Origin of the sequence: Collimonas antrihumi (assembly GCF_018304965.1) — a bacterium.
Lineage (GTDB): Bacteria > Pseudomonadota > Gammaproteobacteria > Burkholderiales > Burkholderiaceae_D > Collimonas > Collimonas antrihumi.
Genome location: NZ_JAGQED010000020.1, coordinates 16260 through 36461, shown reverse-complemented (window position 1 = coordinate 36461; position 20202 = coordinate 16260). Strand labels below are relative to the sequence as shown.

The window sequence follows — 20202 nt, the reverse complement described above, 5'->3', positions numbered from 1 at the left end:
CGATAGCAAAACCACCGGCTTTGCCAGGTACATGGTCGTCAAATCCGATCTTATTGTGCCAGATTTTGACATCGTCACGAAAGGGATATTGCGCTGACATGACGAATTGACATAAGGCCTCGCGCCGATAATTTTTGCTTGATATCCAGCATTCCACATCACCGCAACACGATGCATTTATTTGCTGTATCAATCCGTGTATCAATCCGCAAAATGTGACGAATTAGCAATACCTTGCATCCCTTTGCAACTGCAGGACAAAGTACGAGCCTTGGCGCGGATTGACATCGTCCTTACGGACGATGCAATGCATGACGGCTATGCGGATAGTGAGGGCATAACATTTCTCATACCGGAGATTCTTCATGCCCTCATCATCGCGTTGCGCCGTGATCACCGGCGCCGCCAGCGGGATCGGCCGCGCCATCAGCTATGCCTTGGCGAAACGAAACATCAATCTGGTGCTGGCGGATATTGACGAGGACGGCTTACGCCAAAGCGCCGCGCATATCGCCAAGGCAGCCCCTTCAGTCCGTATCTCGATACTCAAAACCGATCTATCCAGAGCAGAACAGATTACGGCATTGAGCGAGCACGCCTTCGCCGCTTTCGGCCAGGTCGACTGGCTCTACAACTGTGCCGGCACGCTGGTCAGCGGCCGCAGTTGGGAGCTGGACGAAGCGCAGTGGGCAAAGGTGCTGGACATCAATCTGTGGGCGGCGATCCGCACCGCTCGCGCCTTCGTGCCGCGCTTCATAGAACAAGGATCTGGTCACATTGTCAATATCGCATCCCTGGCCGGCTTGCTGGTCGGCCCCTGGCTTGCGCCTTACACCGTATCCAAGCACGGCATGGTGGCGTTGAGCGAAACCATGCAGCAGGAATTCAGCGCACTGAAGCTGCCCTTGAAAATCTCGATTGTCTGTCCGGGCCCGGTCAATACCGGCATCTGCCGCGATATCGTCCCGGCTCAGGACGATCCGCAAGTCGCCGGCAGCAACGATTTTTTGCGCAACATGATCAGCGCCGGCATGCATCCCGACGAACTGGCCGACATTGTCCTGGCTGGCGTCGACGCCGACAAGTTCTGGATTTATCCGCACGCGGCGATTCTCAAGCCCGCGCTCAGGCAGCGGATGGAAACCCTGCTGGCGGTTGAATAAGCCGCCGTTGCCCCCCTCTCCGCCCCCCCTCTTACCTTTTCTTTCCGGAGCATCAATGACCATTGATCCGCAAGCCCAGGCGATTCTGTCGATGTTCGCCGCCATCCCTCAACCAGACTTTGCGACATTGCAGGCGAGTGACTACCGGGCCATGATCGCCCAGCAAAAACTGCCCCCTTCCAATGAACTCGTAGCGCAGATTGCCGATCGCGTCATCACCGGCCCCGGCGGCCCGCTGGCGCTGCGTCTGTATCATCCAAAGCCGGGCGCAACGTTGCCGGCAATCCTGTTTTTCCACGGCGGCGGCTGGGTTGACGGCGATCTGGAATCGCATGACAACCTCTGCCGCCGCCTGGCCAATCTGAGTGGCTGCGCCGTAATCGCGGTGGATTACCGGCTGGCCCCGGATGCGCCCTTCCCGGCAGCGCTCGACGATGCGCGCGCCGCGTTGCAGTGGCTGCATGCACATGCCGGGGAATGCCAGATCGATCCGCATCGCTTGGCAGTCTGCGGCGACAGCGCAGGTGGCAACCTGGCCATAGCGTGCACCTTGATGGCCCGCGATCCGGCACAGAATCTACCGCGAATTTCACACCAATTGCTGTTTTATCCAGTCATCGACGCCGCCTGCGATACACCCTCGTTCGACAGCTACGCCAGCGGCTACCTGCTTACGCGCGACATGATGCAATGGTTCTGGCGCCAATACCTGAAGCATCCGGCGGATCGCCAGAACGGCCATGCGGTTCCGGCTCAAGCCGTCGATCTGGCCGGCCTGCCTTCCGCCACCATCATTACCGCACAATGCGATCCCCTTGCCGACGAAGGCGCGGCCTATGCCAAGCGCCTGCAGCATGCCGGGGTGCCGGTCGAGTTCAAATGCTGGGATGGCGTATTTCACGGTTTTGCCAGCATGACGGGCATGATGCAAGCCGCCGACGATGCGCTGGTGCTAGGCGCAAATGCGGTCAGCCGGGCGCTCGGCCATCAGGATTGACCTCAGCCAGGGCGACAAGCGGGCTGAATTAGCGATCAGCTGTCCGGTGTCGTTTTGGCAAGCAATAAATAATCAGGCGAATAGTCTATTTGGACGAGGTCAAGGCAACGGGATATGTGGAAGATGCAGTAAAGGCAGTACCAAAAGTAGCAGATAAAAGCACGGCAAAAAGCCGGCAAAGAACTAGTTTCCAGGAATCAATCTTGGCAGACATAGGAGACAATCATGAACTACCGCACCGCGCATCGGTCTGGAGCGAACAAGTTTCAGAGCCATGGCAGCATGGCTGGCAAAAATGCTTCCCACCCTCGCAGGACCGCCAGATTATTTCGTCTTATCGGCTGCACCTTGTTCGTTCTGGCCGGCCTCGGCGGACTGGCACTTGCCGTACAGCAATCTGCGACAGCGCTGGAACAGGCGCAGAATTCCGAACAATATCCAAGCTACCGCGGCAATGTCTGGGCCATGCTGCAGTTGCACGGGCGCTAGGCAGTCGCACAGGTAGAGTAGAGCAGCGCGGAGGCGCCCGCTGCGCCTCCTGCGGGCGCCTCCAAAACCGCTTACTCGACCAGCGCCGGATGGGCCTGTGTCGGCCCGCCCAACATTTCACGATACGACGGCGGCTGCTTGCCATCCAGATCGCGTATTCCGTATTCCAACGCCAACTCAGCCCCGACCAGCACTTGCCCGGATTTATCCATCATGCGCGGATCGCGATACAACGCATCCACCAGCATGCCGGTAAACTGCGGGCTCTCGGCATACGGCGCAAATGCCGCATATTTATCCGGTTCACGCTCCCATACACCGAGCGTCCGTTCAGTTCTGAGCGGCCCCATCCAGAGCGATACCGCGGCCACGTTATGCGCACGTAGATCAACCGCCATATCCTTGGCGAATTTATCGACACCGACCTTCTGCGCACCGTAAGCCGGGCCGTGCATATAACAACTGGCGCCGTAGGACGACGTAAAAGCGATCAACCCCTTGCCGCTGGCGATCAGCAAAGGCGCAGCGTAATAGCTCGCCACATAACCCGAGCGCAAACCGACATCCAGGATATCCACCAGGTCCAGCGACTTCTCCCAGAAACCGCCGCGCTGGATTAACTGATCATGAATAAACGCAGCATTATTAACCAGGATATCGAGCCGTCCCGACTCGCGCCCTACTCTCTCGAACAAGGCTGCAACCTGAGCATCGCTAGCGTGATCGCACACTACCGGGATTCCGATGCCGCCGGGTGCATCGATCTCCTTTGCGGTGGCATATATGGTACCTGGCAACGCAGCGTCACCTTCCTGCTGTGAACGGCCGGTAACGTACACGGTAGCCCCGGCAGCGCCGAGTGCCAGCGCGATGCCCTTGCCGGCCCCGCGCGAAGCGCCGGTGACAACGGCGACGATATTCGAATGTTGAGCGGTCATGCGGTCTCCTGTTTTGTCATGTTGGTTTGCACAATACGCATTGGCTAAGATTGGTCCAAGCAACAGCTACGCCGCACCATCATTTCATCGCAAGGCGCATACGCCATCGTCCGAAGAGACTAAAACCCGATTGCACCGAAGTCGTCGTCCATAGAGACGATGCAGGACATGGCGGTTCTTTCTATTCTTTGCAGACAGCCCCCGCTGCGACACCAAGACAAAAGGAAAACTGCATGGATCTGAACGCATTGGAAGCACGTTTAACCCGCATGGAAGACATCCAGGCCATATGCCAGCTCAAAGCCGATTATCTTCTTTGCTGCGACCGGAAAGATCCGGAAGGGATGCGCGCATGTTTTATGGAAGGTGAAGTAGTCATCGATTACGGCGTCGTTGGATGTTTCACGCATCGCGATCAACTGGTCGACGTATTCGTACGGCTTGGCTGTCATCCGCACATCGTCGAGATGCACCATGGCGTCAATCCGCAAATCGCGATATTGGAGCAAAACCTGGCACGCGCCAGCTGGGGCTTGCATTACCAGCAAATCGACACGATCAAGAAAACCGTGACGCAGTTGGGCGCATTTTACGAAGACGAATATCGGAAGATTGAAGGCGAATGGAAGATCAGTAAGACTCGGTGCAATGTGATGTCGACGATGGTGATTGATATTGCCGATGGCGCTGCCAGGATTTTGTTTGCTGGTGGGCCTCCGGCTCATCCGGTGAAAGGTTAAGGTTTGTACTTCGTGGTCCGTTAAAAGGGGTCAGACTCTGCCCCCTTTTAACTACTACTCGCGGCTAACCGAACCCATCCTTGCAGCAACTTATTTCGACGCCACCAACTCGTGGTAAGCACCCAGCAGCTCAGCCACAGTAGCAAAACCATCGATCCGCAACCACGGCTTCCCGGGCGCAGCACGTAGCAGAGTCACCGGATTATGGTTCATCTTGTCGCCCCGATAGACGTCAAAGGCACGCTGCGTCGCGATACTCGCCGCCACCGTCCCGGTGTAATGCTGCCACTCAGGCCCAGCCCCGTATTTTTTCGCATACTCCCGCAGCCGCGCAGGCGTATCCTGCTCAGGATCGATCGAGATCGATACCATATGCACTTTGTCGCGATCGCTACCGAGGTCGCTCTGCAATTGCGACAACGTCTGACTGATCATGGGGCAGATCGAGGTACAAGTGGTGTAGATAAAGGTCAAAATCACCGGCCGCCCGTCATTCAGCTCATTGATGAGCGACACCGCTTTGCCATCTTCCCGCACCAGCGACACCTGCGGCAACGTGTAATCCACCGTCGAGCGCATGATCTCCGACATCATGTGATGATGGTGGGCATGCGGATCTGGTGCGTCCACAGCCGCCATTACAGCCGACGCGCCAGTGGCGGCCGCAAGAGCAGCCGGCGCAATCATCCCGGCGGCCGTCAGCACCAAGGCGCCGGACAAGGATTTAATGACTGTTTTCATGATAATCGCTCCCAAAATTGGACTAACGAACTGCAATTTCATACGACTGCACCTCATCGCGCCGCTACGGCACGGTCCAGTCGCCGTCAGCGACCAGCCGCACGCCGTCAGGTTCGGCGAAATGGACGATATACCCTCCCTTGGAGGCAAAACGCTGACCCGACGCCAGTGTCAGGCGCGGATAGTAGCCGGTGAGGATCCTGCGTTCCAGCATGTCCTCGATACGCTCGACCAGATAGTCGCCGACAAACGTATCGACCATGTGGCTCAGCGTCTCTGCCAACAGGCCGCAGGCAAGGTAAGTGTCCGCCTGCACCTGCTCCGCCACCACCGGAATATGCCGGATCGCGAACCAGCCGAAAGCGTAGTCGACCCGGTAACGCCGGCGCTCCGGCAGATCGACCGGATAGGCCAGGCGTGTACTGCTGCGCCAGCCCGGCGGCAACGGCGCGTGCTCCAGCCCGCCCATCAGCCCCGACATGAACACCGCAGTCGAAGCTGCCGGCGCCGGTGCCCCGGCAAGCGCCGCGATATCAGCGGGGCGTAGCCACAAGACCAGCGCGTCCGTGCTTGCGGTCCCGTGCAATGCTTTGGCAACGCTCTCGCCGGGCGCCAGCACACGGCTTGATACCGCAATGCCACGATGCTGCAGCGCCATGGCGAGTTCCTTGGCTCCCGATTCTCCGCTGTCGCCGGCGCGATAGATCTGGCGCACACTCTTCGCCCGCTTGCCGTTGCCCGCGTCGAGAATTCTTTTCGCGATCAGTTCCGCTTCCAGCAAGACGCCCTTGGAGAGATACAAAGAGTAGAAGTCGCGGTCGCTACCGACCGGCGCTTCGACATTCGGAAAGAGACAAGGTACCGCCTCATGCTCGCAGAATGCATGGATCGGCGCCCAGGTCTTGCCGCCCAAACCCGACACCACCGCAAACACCGGCTCTGCGGCAAGATGTTGTTTCAGCTGCTCCTCCCAGGTTGCAGGCGGACCGCTCAGCTCCCAGACGTGCAGCTGCCAGCGCCGATTCACCATGAACATCATTCTGCGCGAACTGCGCAAGGGCGGCGTGGCGCCGAGCGGGAAGGCATTCTTGTCGGTAAAATATTGTTCCAGCACGTCTAGCATGCCACGCCGTTTCACCGGGTCCGCATCTGGCGTAATGATGGTGGCAAAGTGCAGCACCGTATCCGCGACCCCGCGCATCCGATGTTGATCGAGACGCTTCAGATAGGCGATCAGCGCTGCCATGTCGGCGTCGTTCAGCGCGAATTGCGGCATCAGGTAACTGAGCGGCTTGCCTTCCGAGTTGAGACCGGCGCGGATCGCTCTGGCGATGGTTTCATCGGTGTATGGCTCGCGATCTGCGCGGATACCGTCAACATAAGGCAGGTCGAGATCCTCCATGTTTTTTGCACGCGGATGGAACAGATAACGGCCGGTGATCGGCGGAATGGTATCGCGGCCGGCTTTGGCGCCAAGGCCGCTCGAGCGATGGCAATTGATGCAGGCCGCAGCCGCGCCCTGCAGGCGGACGCCGGCTTCGCGGGTAGCTTCAAGCGGCGCACCCGAACCCTGTATGCCCTGCCGGAAGATCGCTGCGCCGACGTCTGCGGGCGAGCCGCTGTTGACCGCGCTGTTGACCTCGCTGTTGATCTCATTTACGGGGACAACCGCAAGGGGCGCAGCCCACAGCGAGTTGACACCGGACAGCAGCGCAAAAAAAAGCGCAAGCACCAACACTCCAGGCAGCCGTGCTTGCGCAACAGCCACGTCATGGAGAAATATTCTTACTCCTGCCTTGCCTTCGCTGTCACGCAGCCACGGAGTCGGCCAGATGGACTCCGCCATCGTCCTCGGCAGGTGGGCAGCCATGGCTAGCGATCCGGCCGGCCTGATCCGCGGGCTGCCTGAAAATTATCGGCGCCTATCGACACCGTATTGTTGCGTCCCTGTGTACCGGGTTTGGCGAATCTCCAGTCTTCCATAGGCGGATTAAGTGCGATCTTTTCGATCACAAGCTTATTCCTGGGTTGGGTCGCGCCCACTCCGGTTTCAATAACAGCCGGAATCTGCAATCCTTCGACACTGCGATAGTTGCGGTAAAACACCGATATCGTCGCCGGCTGGCCCATGGCGCTACGGGTCTCACGGTCATACTTGACATCTAAAAAAGTCTCGGCATCGACCCACATGCGATGGCTCGCCCCGGACGGCAACCTGACGTTCAGCCGATAAGCCTTATGCCCCTCGATGTCATCGATCCCTTCCAGGCTGACGGCAATCCCTTTGGCCTGGTAGTCGATGAGTGGACCGTCGATGACCTGTTCCTCATGCGCAAATTTCTGCTCGTCGGGCGTGTAGGGCTGCAGATCCGGCTTGCCGTTGCGGTTCGGACGCAACTTCCAGCCATGGGTGCCGTCATAGACGCGCACCGATACCTGATTGAGCACCGTAATTTCAAAACGCGTCTTATTGGGACGTTTCAGCTCGAGCACAAATGGCAGAGTCGGCACAGCAACATTCCCACTCTCCACATGCCCGACCCAGATCATGGTCTGGATCTTGCGCCAGGCATCCGCCCCGCCCCTCGCAGCGGCGTTCTTCTCGACGATCTGCGCCGCGCTCAAACCTGGTTCGCTGCTTTGCGCCACCGCCGGCTCTTGCGCAAGGGCGAGCGCAAACAGACCCGCCGAAATGTAAGCGGAAAACGTCCACCGTGCTATCCGATTTGAAGGCGGGTTCATAGTCGACCATCCCTTATTGGCTGGATACCTTGGCTACGGTCAACTGCGGTTTCGCAAACATCGCGTCAGTCGTCGGTGGATTCACGGTCACATGCTGAATGTTTATCTTGTGGCTAGCCTTGGCGCCGGTGACGATCGTCTCCAGGACGTACGGCACGGTCAGCCCGTTTTCAGTCTTGTAATCGCGGTAGTAAATGGCGACGTTGTGCATCCTGCCATCCAGTTTGCGCGGTTCGCCATCGATTTTCAGTTCCAGGAAACTCTTGGCGTCGATCCACAAGTGCCGCTCGACGTGGTCTTTCAAGGTCAGCTTCAGTTTGTAGGCGCTATGTCCCTCCACCGCTTCCATGCCCTGCGACTCAACCGTAGTGCCCTTGGCGACGTAGTCAATCAACGCACCGTCCAGCTCGGTCCATGCGGCGGCCGACTTGGCTTCGGCAGGAGTGTAAGGCTCGACGTCATTGCGGCCCAGGAAGGGCCGAACCTTCCAGCCTTGCGTGCCGTCGTAGACCTGGACTGCGGTTTGCTCCTGGAAACGCAGCTCGAAGCGGCTCTTGTGCGGCCGCTTCATGGTCATCACGAACGGCAACGACGTCTCCTGCTTGCCGCCGACATCGATTTTCCCCGACATGCTCATGCTGTTGACCGCGCGCCAGGCTTGCAGGCCGCCGCGCGCCGCCACATTCCTTTCGACGATCTGCGCCGCGCTTAAGCGGCCCGCCGGGGCGGTATCGGTGGCTGCGGCTTTGGTGGCTGCGGCTTTGGTGGCTGCGGTTGCTGCAACTACCGTGGCGGGCGTGGCCGTCAGTGACGCCAGGCCAAAGGCCAGCATGAGAATCCGGTTCATGAGTGCATCCTCCTCAGCTTATCTAGCTTAGTTCAACCACCGCAGATCGCTCGCAGGTGATCATTCAACCAGCAGTCCATCGAAATGAAAGGAACCGATCATCACATTGACGCGATCCCCCGCTTTAATCAGATTACCCTTGTTGGAAAACACCATCCAGTACTCCTGGCCGACTTCCGGCGTACCGGTCTGCCGCAGCTGCCCGATTTTATCCATGACCGGAATTTGCAGCAAGGCATGACTCCTTTGCCCGAGCATGTATGGTGTCGCATTCTTTTCGCCCAGCGCTTTGGCTCTGGCGGGGTCGACAATCCGGTAACTGAAGCGAATCAGGTTGCCTGATGCGGTTCGCCGCACGGTCAGTTTGTCGACACCGCCATAAGCTTCATAGAAGGTCTTGGCGTGCTTCGGTATCTTTACCGGCTGATAGGGAGAGGATTTATTCGGCAATGAACGCGCAGCGCCCGGAGCAGCCGACGGAGTCTGCTGTCCCTGCGTAGATTGAGCCAAGGCCGCAGCGCTCCACAGGCTACACGCCAGCAGCGCCGCCATGGTCGCTAATTTCATTGTCTCTACGGACATGTTCATGTTTTTCCCTGTTGGCCACGCAGGCCATTCCTGCTCTAGTTATTTGCCGCGATGGCGCCGGCACATGCTGCAACCACGTCATCTTTCTTCGTTGCCACGAGTTGCGCGGTAATAGTTTCATAAGCCTGCTGATACACCTCGCTCTTGCGTATAGTCGCCAGGTCATCGGCAGACACGTCGGCAATCACGGGTTTCAACAGATCCTGGTACCTGGCGCTATCCGCCGGATTGATCTGGCCGCAATGGGCAACTATGGCATCCACCTGCGCCAGCGTTGATCCATCCAGCGGTGACTCGGCCGCGATCGCCAGCGAAAAGCTGGCTAACGCGCACAAAGAAGCGAGTAAATAGAGTTTCATGCTAATCCTTCCTCCCAACAGATTGCCGCCGACGATGGCCGAGAGTGTCGATCGTTCCCAAGTCACCAGCTGAAAATTCCCCGACTGCCCGCAGGAACCTCCCGCGAGCAGCATCACCTTTCACCAATTTCATCTAGCCGTTCCTGTCAAAGTCGATGTCTGCGTACCTGCCGGATCGGTTACAGATATCGTTGCATTCCTGACGCTGTTGACCGGGTCGCTCGTGCGCGGCAGGAATTGCACATTGACGATGCAAGTCGCACCCGGAGCCAGGCTTGTCACCCCCGAAAGTTGTCCGCCGGTGGCCGGGCCGCAGGTCGACGTCAATCTGACGACGGCGTAGTCAGCCGGGCTAGTGCCGCCCAGTATTCCTTGCCCGATCCCGGTGAGCGGCGCATTACCGGTGTTGGTCAAGGTAAAGGTCTGGGGCGGAGCATTTGCTGCCAGCACACCTCGCGTAGCAGACGGGCTCCACGTGGTCGGACTGAGCGTTGCGCTGACCACGCGAGCGACGCCGGTACCGGTGAGCGGCACTGGCGAACCAGAGACCGGGACGTTGGCGGCAATGGCTAGCGACCCGGTCGCGGCACCCGCTGCTGTCGGCGCGAACACCACGTTGATCGTGCAGGTGCCCCCTCCAGTCAAGGCCGTAGTGCAGGTACCGCCTGGTGTCGCCCGGGCAAAGGTGCCGGTGAAAGTCAGAGTAATGCCTGTCATGATGGCACCGCCGGTGTTGTGCAGCGTCAGAGTTTGCGCGGCGCTGGTAGTGCCGGCTACCGTACTGCCGAATGCCAACGAAGTCGGCGTCACGTTCGCGGTGGCAGTATTGACTGCCACAAACTCGACCGCGCCGATATCGAAGCCGCTACCTTGCGGCCTTGTGGTGCCAAAGAAGTCTTTGGCAGGCGCATTGGTCGACGTCCCGGTATTAATCGCCGGTGACCCCGCCGCAATGGCGTAGTTACCGAGCGGCAAACCGTAGCCTGCGCCACCCGACGCAATGGTTGCATTGGACAGAGAGAGCGGCCCGTAGAACATGTTGATCCACTGGTTGCCTTCATCCGGCGTTGCCGAAGGCATCAAGGTGAACAATGGGTTAGGCAAGACCGCATCGGAGATGCCCGGAGGTACAGCGAAGCCGTTGCCGCCACCTTCCGGCGGTACCCGCGAACCATTGCAATACTGGCTTATCACGGCTGGATTGCTGCCCAGGTTGTTTGCCCCCGGATAGTCTGCGGCGTCAGTCAGGATCGAGTACTGCGGACTGAGCGTCAATCCGGAGCTATGGTTGGCCGGCCCGGTGTCGCCGAAGGCGCCGATGTCCCAGTAGACCGCATGAGGATCGCAATAGCCCGTGTTGTGGCCAAGCTGGTTCAAGGTCGGGTTCAGTGTCACCAGGTTTTGCATGCCCTGTATCGCCGTATCGAGGCCGCCCACCGTGATATAGAACGCACGGTTCTGCCAGAACAGATTGTTAGTCATCACCGGGTTGGAGAACGTCGTGCAATTTGGCAGACCGGCAGGACAAGCCACGCTTGGCACGGTGAACGCCGTGATCAGGTTGGTGGTGTGATGCGCTGTTTCCATGCCTGCCGGTTCATATTGCGAGGTGGTGGTAGGACTGCAGGTTGTCTGGCTGCCGACTGTGGTGCAGTTCGGTGGCCCCACATTGGCCTGAGTTGCTGCGTCCGTATTGAACAGCACGCCGGCCGAAGCGGTGGTGTCATTGGAAACGATGGTGTTATTGACCAAGTTGACGCGCACGGCATCTTGCAACGAGACTCCGCCTCCGGCCCAGCCGGCAACGTTATTCGCAATGATGTTGTTGGTGACATTAACTTGATACCACGCATTCGCATTGTTTGGACTGCGTGCCACCTCGGTACCATTGATATTCTGCAGCCGCAAGCCGCCGCCTTTACCGCTTTCGGCGGTATTGCCGATGATCAGGTTGCTGTCAACCGTGATACCGGGGCCAACACCGTCGGACAGTTCAGGCGCGCAGTCCACGTCAACCACCGAGTTTTCGCAGAAAGTACCGTCCGGAGCGACACCTTGGACGATGATACCGCCGCCATAGGTCGGTAGCGTCGGGTTGTTGCTCTGGTTGAAGAGGATCCAGTTGTGCGAGATGTCGCCGTTATAGCTGAAGCCGAAATGCGCCATGCCGCCGCCGTCGCCGCTGCTCATGTTGCCGCACACCCAGTTGTAGTTGAAGTGGTAGTTGTCAGCCCCCGTACAGAAAGTGACGCCACCGGCCGACGACGGTGTGGTGGAGTTGATTTCATCGCCGTAGGAGGAGTTCAAGGTGACCGCGTTGTGATGCACGTTGACAGCGTTGTTGAAGCCGAATGGCAGTTGGGTCACTCCATCCGCAGCGATAGTTGCTTCCGGCACTTCCACCTGGCCAACGACAATACCGCCGGTGAGGGTGCCGGAATTGCCGAACACACGGTTGTTGGCGATTTCCATGTTGTGGTTCCAGCCATGCAGGAAGATGCCGCCGCCGCCTTGCGAACTGTTGTTGAAGCTGATGCCGTCGATGCGCGACGGGTTGCACAGGAAATTGCTAGGATAGGTTGTGCAATCCGCGGTGCTGGCCGTGAGCGGCGTGAAGATGCCGTTCGCGGTGAAGTTGGGGTCGGGTTGCAGGGTGCCGCCCACCAGCACGTCGCGTACGCCTTTTGCCAGCACCGTGATGCCCGCACCTTCATACGCTCCCATCAGCGTAGGTTCTATCAGGAGTTCACCCAGATTGCCATTAAAATTGGTGTCCCAGCCGATATTTGGTTCGAACGGGATCGGGTCCACCTGGCGCTGCATCGCCGCCGGACAAGTGTATTGGCCGGTCGGATCGTAGGGGTTAGTCGATGTGAGCAGGCCGCCGTTGAGCGCTACGCCAAACAGGCAGTCGACCTGACGCCGCCACGGATCCATCTTACCCGACGGATGGGTGTTGGCGTTGACCGTCACCGAGGCAGCGCCGACACCTTGCAGCCGGACCGGTTTCCACATGAGCAACATTTCGTTATAGTTGCCTGGGCCGACGATGATCATGTCGCCCGGGGTGGCGTTGTCTATCGCGCTCTGGATGGCGTTGCTCGCGGCATTCTCGCCATTGATGTATTTCGGCGTGTTACCACCGATGGTAACGGTAACCGTGTCGATCGATTTCTTGCCATTGCCGGCTGTGATCACCAGCTCGCCGCAGGTGGCCGGAAGCAGCGTGCCGCGTTGCTGAAGCGGGCAACTCGATTGCGCCGAGGTCAGCATAGGCGCCAGCACCTTGATCTGCGTATCGCTCCATGAGAGCACCGACGCATTGACGCCGCCAATCGTTACCGATCCGCTGCCCTGCGTAGCGCCGAAGCCATAGTGGCGCGTAATGAATTTCTGGTTGTACGGCGCCGTGGTGGCTGCCGGTCCGTTGTAGGCATGGTTCAGCACCGTCGCGTCTCCAGTGTTATTGATCGCGGTGACTGTCAGAACGCTACCCGCCACTTTGACCCAAGGGCCGGCGCCGCCGCTGACGGTATCGCCGGTCACCTTGGCGATGGCAGGAGTGGCGTCAGGATAGGCGCAGTCAGGCGGATTGTAGCCTTCGGCGAAGGCCGAGACCGGCACTACCGGCGTATCCATGTACTGGGTCTGTCCAGGCATGAACGGAATCTCGTAACAGAACTGGCTGTAGGCCGGGTTGTACAAAGGATCGGTGATGGTCTGGCCGGGGTGCGCCGGATCGGGGATCGGACCCGGGTCGTTCATGCAGGTGACCATCATGGTCGGAGCATAACCAGTCGGATTTGGCGGGTTGACTTGCCAGGTTGAATAAGTCAAGCCATTGAAGATGCCCCACTGGTCTGCATACACGCGGGAAATTTCGTTGCCGGCGAAATCCTTGATTGATACCGGTGCGTTGGGGACGGCGAACTTCTCGCCGAATTGCGGCGAATACGGATCGAATTCGGAAGAGAAATCGTCCAGCATGAAGCCGGTGTAATGCGCCGCGACGTGGGTTGAACTGAACACCCAGAATTTCGCCAGCACTGTCGTCTGGTTATCCAGCTGCACTTCCTTGCGGTCGCACAGGTGCCGCGAAGCACCCGCGAACGGCGCTACTTCCTGCGAGCCAGGGAACAAGCTGATATAGTCAGGCACGATGCGCAGTGCGCCGACGCAGGGCCAGAAAGCCTCGACACTGCCGGTGTCGCCTTCGTGCCGAGGGTAGGTGGTAGAACCCAGATCCTGGGTCGGATTCTGCGCATTGTTCTGGTTATAAGAAGCATTCACCGCGGCCTGGTCAGGCACGATGAAGACGTTGCCGATGCTGCCGAACTGCTGCGTTACCGGTGCAATGTAGTTGTCGCCGATGAGGATGTTCTTGTCTTCCTCTTTCACCAACTCGTAGCCAGGCGGTACGATTACTTCCACAACGTACTTGCCTGCTGGCAGCATGACGGTTCCATCGCCGCTCGGATTCGTCACGCAAATCGTGCAGTTGCTGGCGGTCGGCTTGCCGGTAGTCGGACTGGTGGCCGCCACGCTGGGGAATTTATACATGCCGTCGAAAGGCGCAGGCTGCAGCTGGTTGAAGGAGTGCATGCCGTCGTAGCATTTGAACTGGGCATGTGCAGGCAGCGCACGGTGCAGCGGATCGAGCCAATTGGTGCTGTCCTTCAGGGTAAAGAAGAAGGGGTCGGGGGTTTCCTGGCCCGGGCAGTTCATGTTGGGAACACCATCCGAGCGGAAACCTTGAGACCAATCGTCCCAGCTGCTGGTCTGGGTGGTGTCGACCAATGTCAGCGTGGCACTGCCGTCCGGAGCTGTGTTCTTTTGATACAGGTTGACGGTCACGTTCGGCACGTTCGGCGTCCACTTGGTATGGATCAGCAGCGACGGATCGTCGAATGGCCGGGTCGAGGCGTAAATCACCTCGCCCTTGATGCCACCATTCTCAGTCGCGGCGAACGGCGTCTTGCCAAACTCGATGAATGCGTTCTGGCCGATGAAACCTTGCCAACCCACCGTGACTGCCGATGGTGGACTGATGCTACCGGTGGAAGGATTGGCGGCACTGCTGCCCGGGCCGTTCTGGATTGAAAAGCCGGTGCAGTCTGCGTTGTCGCAATACACCGTGCCCGGCACTCGCTGTGCGACGGGGAGATGTGCCGTGGCCGATTCCACCGTGTTGGCAAAATTCGCGGCTATGCTCGACGCTCCTCCGCCAGGTGTACCGTCCGCAGGCCCGCCGGCATCATAGACCAGGTGCACGCCGGTCTGTTTGAAGCGCGTCGTGTCGGCTTCCACCACATACCAGTTGAACAATGGGAACACTTCATTGAACGGTGCATAGCCGTTGAGGTCGGTATTGTTGAAATAGGCAATGCTGCCATCGCGGAAGCGAACAATAGTCGGCACCAACGTCAGTCCGGGTTCGTTGGCTTGGGAGACGCCGTCGCCGTTGAGGTCGATGAAGGACCGGGTGTACAGATTGGTGTGCCATTGGAGCACAGGCAGATCGCCGACGTCTTTCACCTGATTTCCCGTCAGTAGCACCGCCGTCGAAAGGCCATCGACGATTTGGTCGTCCCATTGGTCGAATACGGTTATCCTGAAGGTACCATTGGGAAGGCCGCTGAAGCTGAACCTGCCGTCGGCGTCGCACTTGGTAAAGGCGATATCCTCACCGTCCGGATCGCCCATAGTCACATAGCATTGCGTGAAACCTAGGGAGGCGCGCGAGCCACTGCTGTACAGACTTTCGTTCGGCGGACGGCTGATGTGCAGACTGGTGATCCTTCCCTTGACCGAATTGGTGCACGAGACACCGCTACCGGAGGGGGCGGCATCACACAGCCCGGTGGCTTGCGCATTGGTGCGGCGGTCATTGATGATTTTCGGATTGGCGAAACCGATGACCACGTGGAAGCCGGCCGGTCCGAACTCTTGGAAATAGGCTGGTCCACCTACCTTGATGAAAGAATCATGGGCCTTTTGTCCATCCAGCGTGTTGGTCTGCAGCCATTCCTCCCCTCTGCCGATGCGGTCGGCTGCCGGCGTGGCGATCACACCGTATCTACCCGGCATCAGGTTGGCAATAATGGCCTGGCCGACCAGCGGCGAAGTCGTCACGCCATCCGACTCATATTTCGGACACGTCGGAATCATGCCTACCAGGCCGTCGGTCGATTTTGAAATCGGACAGGCATTGAGTCCGGTGGAAGGATCGATCATCCCCTGCAAGGAATTGGAGAGCGGCATGTTGAACATGTCGTAGCTCATCTGTCCGGTCGGGTCGCCGGTGCCGCCGGCGTCGTCCCAGAGCTTGATCTCGAAACCGCCCAATCCCGGCTCGCGGGCTGTGCCAAAGGCGTCCTGGCCGCCGCTGACGTCGAACTCACCATTGAGCGGGGCGTCATCCTCGAACACAAACACCGAGACCTTGGCGGTCGCCATTGGCGTCTGCGGCACGAGCACGTTGACCGCAGACATTGCAGGCGCGATCGGTGCGCCGCTCATGCTGTGGCCGCAGGTTCCGGTTCCGGGTGCAAAATCCGCCCCGCCCGGTCCCGACGGGCAGTCCAGAGCTATGCTGAAAGGTCGCTGCGGTCCGGTGGGGTTACTTGGATTAACCGGCTTGGGAGCGCCTGAGCCGCTAGTGAACGAGTTGCCGGCATCGCCTGGCAAAATCGAGATGTAATAATGCTTGGTCGGGTCCAGGGCAACCTGGCTGGGGTTGACTGCGACCTGCTGCACGGCAGTAGTCCGGCAAGTGCCGTTGCCGATGTCGCACACGGCCGGCATATGTGCATTGCTGACCGGGTCGAACACAGTTTGGCCCGCCTCGCAAGCGATTGTGCCGACGCAGCCGGAAGCCACCACCGGCATGTAGCTGACATGGAAGTTGGCGCCGAGGCTAGACACAGGCAGCGGCGGACAACTGGCCGGCCGGGTGGCTGAATTCGTCTGGCATGCCGGGTCGATCTGGACGGTGCGATCCTCTTCGATGATCCAGCGGTAGTCGTTGAGCTGGATCGGGGTCGACGTCTTCGCGCTCGGCGCATCAAGCACCTTGACGACCAGGCCGCTACCGCCCTTGAATGTCACAGAAACGGTGGCCGGAGCCGAACTGGTATTCTGCGAATTGATCGCAGTGTATTTGAATGACATCGTGGCGGTCGAGGCGCCAGTGGGGACAGTTGCCGGCACCGCATTGAAGGAACCGTCCGGGTTCAGAGTCACCGTACCGCCGACGACACTGGTGGCGGCCGAGGCATGCAACGGATGTCCACCAGGATCCTTATCGTTGCCCAGCACGCCCGGCGGGCTGATCTGCAGCCGCGACGCGATGTTGCTGGTGTAGCTGTCGTTGTTGGCGATAGGCGCACCACTCAGGCAGCCGGAAACTGCGGTGCAGGCGGCCAGGGTCACCTTGGCCGTAATCGCCGGATTGCCGTTCGCCATATACATAAAACTGTCGGAAGTAGTGCCGGCATTCGGTACATAGGTGAAGGTACCGTCAGGGTTCAAGGTGAGTACGCCACCGGCCGGTGGCGCCGCCACCTTTACGCCATACACCCGGATATCGTTGGCGATCACGCCTTTAGCTGGATCCGTGACAGCCAAAGCGCTGCCCGGCACCAGGTAATAGTTATCGGGATTGGCAATCGCATTCTGCGTGCCGGCCGCTACCGGCAGTGCGCCGCCATTGACGCTGACATAGGCCAGCATGCCGCCGTCGCGCTGATTGTTGGTGGACAGGCTCAGTTGCCGGTCGAACACGGGCAACGCCAGGGCTCCCGTGGCCGGTGCATTCATCAGCACGTCGTAGGTTTTGCCGGCAGCCATGAATACTTCGCTCTGGATCCGTCGGCTGCCGGGCAACAGGTTGCCGTCTTCAGCGATGAGCGAGAAGCCGGAAGCCGCAGGGTTCCCGGTTTGCGCGCCGACTACTGTCGGCACATGCATGCGCAGGCCGGCGTTCACGAAACGCAGCAAAACCTGGCCGGTAGCGGCTGGTGCAGTAATAGAAAACTGGGACTTGGTCTGGCTGGTTCGGTCAAAACTGACACCGTTGATCAGGTAGTAGCGTGGATCGTAATTCACTGCTGGCGGATAGCAGGTGTGGAAAGTCGCCGAGGCTGGATTTCCGCAGCCGCCGGGCTGGCCCGACCATACCGCTGTCTCGCTGAAACCGGCAGTTGCCACTGCCGCCGCCACGGCGGTGTTTTGTGCAGGATCAATTTCGCTCAGCAGCAACGGCACATCGGCATCGTAACTTACGCCCGGATACGCCAGGGCTTGAGTTGCGCCACTAGCCGGAGTCCTTACCACCAGCACGCCATACAGCCCCATCGGCCCCTGAATCGAAGGATGGGTTCCCGATTCGATCAGGTAGGTGCCGGGCTTGAGGTTATTCCAGGTCAGGGAGGTGGTCTGGCCGTGCACCACTTCGCTGGCAAACGACTGGACCCGGGCGGGTTGAGCCGGCGGCGTAAACTGCGATCCGGTCCCACTGCCTGCGATCGGCCAGGTCACGTTATGCGGCGCATGCGTGGGGCTTGGCGTCGTCGTTGCGGTATTTCCCAGTCCGCCTCCGAGCTGCCCGACAATCACCAGCGAAGTCGGCACGCTAGCCGGCAGACTATTGGTTAAATTGATAGTCAGGGCTCCTGGCGGCACGGTGATCACCACCGGCGACCAGCCCGCCCCGGCGCTCAGGTTGGCAGCGGCACAAGTGGCTGGCGCCACCGCGGCTGCGCTACAGCTGTAACCCCACATCGGCACCAGTTGTCCGTCCGGGAGCGAGGCATTGGCGGCTTGTGCCGTCAGATTGACGCTCTGCGCGAAGGCTCCACCGCTGGCCATGACTAGCATCGATGCCGCTAGTCCTCCCTTGACCAAGCCTAAGAACATGGCTTTGACCTGATTGGTTCTCATCGCGGTTCTCCTGCTTTTAATTAGCTTCGTTTATCGAGAAGGCTTGCGGGTCAACGAGCATCATCATCATCATCATGCCGCCCGGGAAAATATTGCTGGTAGTGATCTCACGCTCGTTGTGCGAGTGCCACATGAAGGCGAAGCCTGCTTCCGTGGTCGACGGATTCGCCAGCGTGCCGGACGGAGGAGTACTGCCTGTGGGGCCGACAGCGCGGCCGGTCGCATCCGGCCCAAGATACGGGCTGCCGCCATACCATTGACCGTTGGTCAGGATGTTCGAATCGGGCAGCGTCACCGGGCCGCCGCTGCCGACGGCGCCGAACGCATGGGCTTCCAACGGCTTGCCATGATCCTGGCACCACTCGTAATAGTTAGGCGCAAGCGGATCTGCCGTGTAGTAGCCGTTGGCGTCCGGGATGCAGACCACCGGCTTGCCGAGGTACGCCGGAAATGCCGTGTCGGTATACAGCGCGCCGGCGGTATGCCCGTAGACATCCCAATTCAACCCTCTGCCGGTCCAGTAAAAGATGCCGTCCATCGCCAGCCCCGGCGTAGTCGTTGTGGTGAACAGCAGTGGTCCGGCAAGCTTGGTCGGGTCGGTCTGGCTGAGGAGCAGATTGCCGTCGCGGGCCAGGACGCGGACATGATTACCGTGCTCGTGGAACGGATGCTGCCAGCGGCCGTTGCCGATCACCCGCAGCAACACCAGCTCACCGGGATGCATGTGCGGGTTACCGTTGTACGGCTGGTGTGGATATTGCACCGCGTAGTTCGGATCCATGTCGTCGGGCATGGAACGGCCATTGATCATGAAATAGGCTGGATGGTAAAGCTCCGTCTCGACCGTCATGCAGCCGGTGGGTTGCGTACACGCCACTGCGGCCTGCTGTTGCGCCTGGGAGTGGATGCGCGGATCCATCTCGGCGAACTGGAACAGGTACTCGCGGTCATAGCAGGTGGCGCTGTGATTGTAAGCCGCTGCAGCGTTGCGGTAATCGGGCTGGCCATCCGGCAGCGTCGACGCCACGGCGCGGCAGCCGGCCGGTACCACGGTCGGCAGCACAATGATCGCGCCGTAGAGTCCCATCTCGATCTGCAGGTCGCCCTGGGTGCCGCTGTAGTAACTATGAGTCCCGGCGGTACTGGCGATGAAACTGTAGGTAACCGAACCGCCGTGCGCGGCTTCCCGCGTCAACAGGCCAGGCACGCCGGTTGGCACGGCGGGACAACTGCCATCCGGGTTCAACACGGCTGTGCAAACGTTAAACCCGGGGAACAGGATCGAGGTATTGCCGGCCGCCGCCGGCAAGTTGTTGGTAAGCGTCACCGTCACCTTGTCCCCTTGGTGAACGATCAAGGTCGGCCCGGGCACTTGCATGGTCGAACAGGCCGCTCCCGCCATCCCTGCCGGCGAAAAGCCGGACGGCGCCGTACTGCAGCCGTAGCCCCAGGAATAGACATTCATGCCGTCGGGCTAGCTGATATAGTTATCCGCCGCATTCAGATTGAATGTCGTCCCCGTGATACCCGGGGCAGCGGCTTGCGCCTGCGGCAGACAGAGCAACGCGAACAGCGACAGCAGCAATGGCAGCAAAAATGACGTGGCGAGCCGCGCAAGCTTCGCGCTCCGATTGTTGTTGATTATATGGCTCACGGCT

General features: G+C 59.6%; 12 protein-coding genes and 1 pseudogene. 4 read left to right on the top strand and 9 right to left on the bottom strand.

The window, feature by feature from the left end:
* Positions 1–365 precede the first annotated feature (365 nt).
* The 3 genes from KHU29_RS15890 (at position 366) to KHU29_RS15880 (ending at position 2649) form a co-directional block, all read left to right on the top strand.
* On the top strand, positions 366–1163 hold the full coding sequence (locus tag KHU29_RS15890; RefSeq protein ID WP_211453737.1) for an SDR family NAD(P)-dependent oxidoreductase: 798 nt from the start codon (positions 366–368) through the stop codon (positions 1161–1163).
* A 55-nt stretch (positions 1164–1218) separates the two neighbouring features.
* Positions 1219–2160 carry an alpha/beta hydrolase gene (locus tag KHU29_RS15885; RefSeq protein WP_211453736.1) on the top strand — a complete coding sequence of 314 codons (942 nt, stop codon included), beginning with the start codon at positions 1219–1221 and terminating at the stop codon, positions 2158–2160.
* A 225-nt stretch (positions 2161–2385) separates the two neighbouring features.
* The gene (locus KHU29_RS15880; protein ID WP_211453735.1) at positions 2386–2649 is read left to right on the top strand and encodes a hypothetical protein; all 264 of its coding nucleotides are present in this window, start codon (positions 2386–2388) and stop codon (positions 2647–2649) included.
* A gap of 71 nt (positions 2650–2720) precedes the next feature.
* Here the strand turns inward: KHU29_RS15880 and KHU29_RS15875 are convergent, their stop codons facing one another.
* A complete protein-coding gene (locus tag KHU29_RS15875) occupies positions 2721–3587 on the bottom strand; it encodes an SDR family NAD(P)-dependent oxidoreductase (protein WP_211453734.1) in 867 nt (288 codons plus the stop codon).
* A gap of 233 nt (positions 3588–3820) precedes the next feature.
* Between KHU29_RS15875 and KHU29_RS15870 the strand changes: the two genes are divergently transcribed.
* The gene (locus KHU29_RS15870; protein WP_211453733.1) at positions 3821–4327 is read left to right on the top strand and encodes a nuclear transport factor 2 family protein; all 507 of its coding nucleotides are present in this window, start codon (positions 3821–3823) and stop codon (positions 4325–4327) included.
* A gap of 90 nt (positions 4328–4417) precedes the next feature.
* Here the strand turns inward: KHU29_RS15870 and KHU29_RS15865 are convergent, their stop codons facing one another.
* From KHU29_RS15865 to KHU29_RS15830, 8 genes and pseudogenes are all read right to left on the bottom strand, one after another.
* Positions 4418–5068, bottom strand: coding sequence for an SCO family protein (locus tag KHU29_RS15865; protein ID WP_211453732.1), 651 nt, complete (start codon positions 5066–5068; stop codon positions 4418–4420).
* A gap of 64 nt (positions 5069–5132) precedes the next feature.
* Positions 5133–6938 (bottom strand): c-type cytochrome, encoded by a 1806-nt coding sequence (locus KHU29_RS15860; protein WP_246542128.1) that lies wholly within the window; start codon positions 6936–6938, stop codon positions 5133–5135.
* 2 nt (positions 6939–6940) lie between these two features.
* The gene (locus KHU29_RS15855) at positions 6941–7810 is read right to left on the bottom strand and encodes a LolA-like protein (protein ID WP_246542127.1); all 870 of its coding nucleotides are present in this window, start codon (positions 7808–7810) and stop codon (positions 6941–6943) included.
* A 13-nt stretch (positions 7811–7823) separates the two neighbouring features.
* Entirely contained in the window at positions 7824–8657 is an 834-nt protein-coding gene (locus KHU29_RS15850; RefSeq protein WP_246542126.1) for a LolA-like protein, read from the bottom strand.
* 60 nt (positions 8658–8717) lie between these two features.
* Positions 8718–9224, bottom strand: a complete 507-nt coding sequence (locus KHU29_RS15845; RefSeq protein WP_211453731.1) for a hypothetical protein — start codon at positions 9222–9224, stop codon at positions 8718–8720.
* A 56-nt stretch (positions 9225–9280) separates the two neighbouring features.
* Positions 9281–9604, bottom strand: coding sequence for a hypothetical protein (locus tag KHU29_RS15840; RefSeq protein WP_211453730.1), 324 nt, complete (start codon positions 9602–9604; stop codon positions 9281–9283).
* Positions 9605–9733: 129 nt separating this feature from the next.
* Positions 9734–18544 (bottom strand): choice-of-anchor D domain-containing protein, encoded by an 8811-nt coding sequence (locus KHU29_RS15835; RefSeq protein ID WP_211453729.1) that lies wholly within the window; start codon positions 18542–18544, stop codon positions 9734–9736.
* A gap of 16 nt (positions 18545–18560) precedes the next feature.
* Positions 18561–20198 (bottom strand): annotated as a pseudogene (locus KHU29_RS15830) (multicopper oxidase domain-containing protein).
* Between the last annotated feature and the right edge of the window lie 4 nt (positions 20199–20202).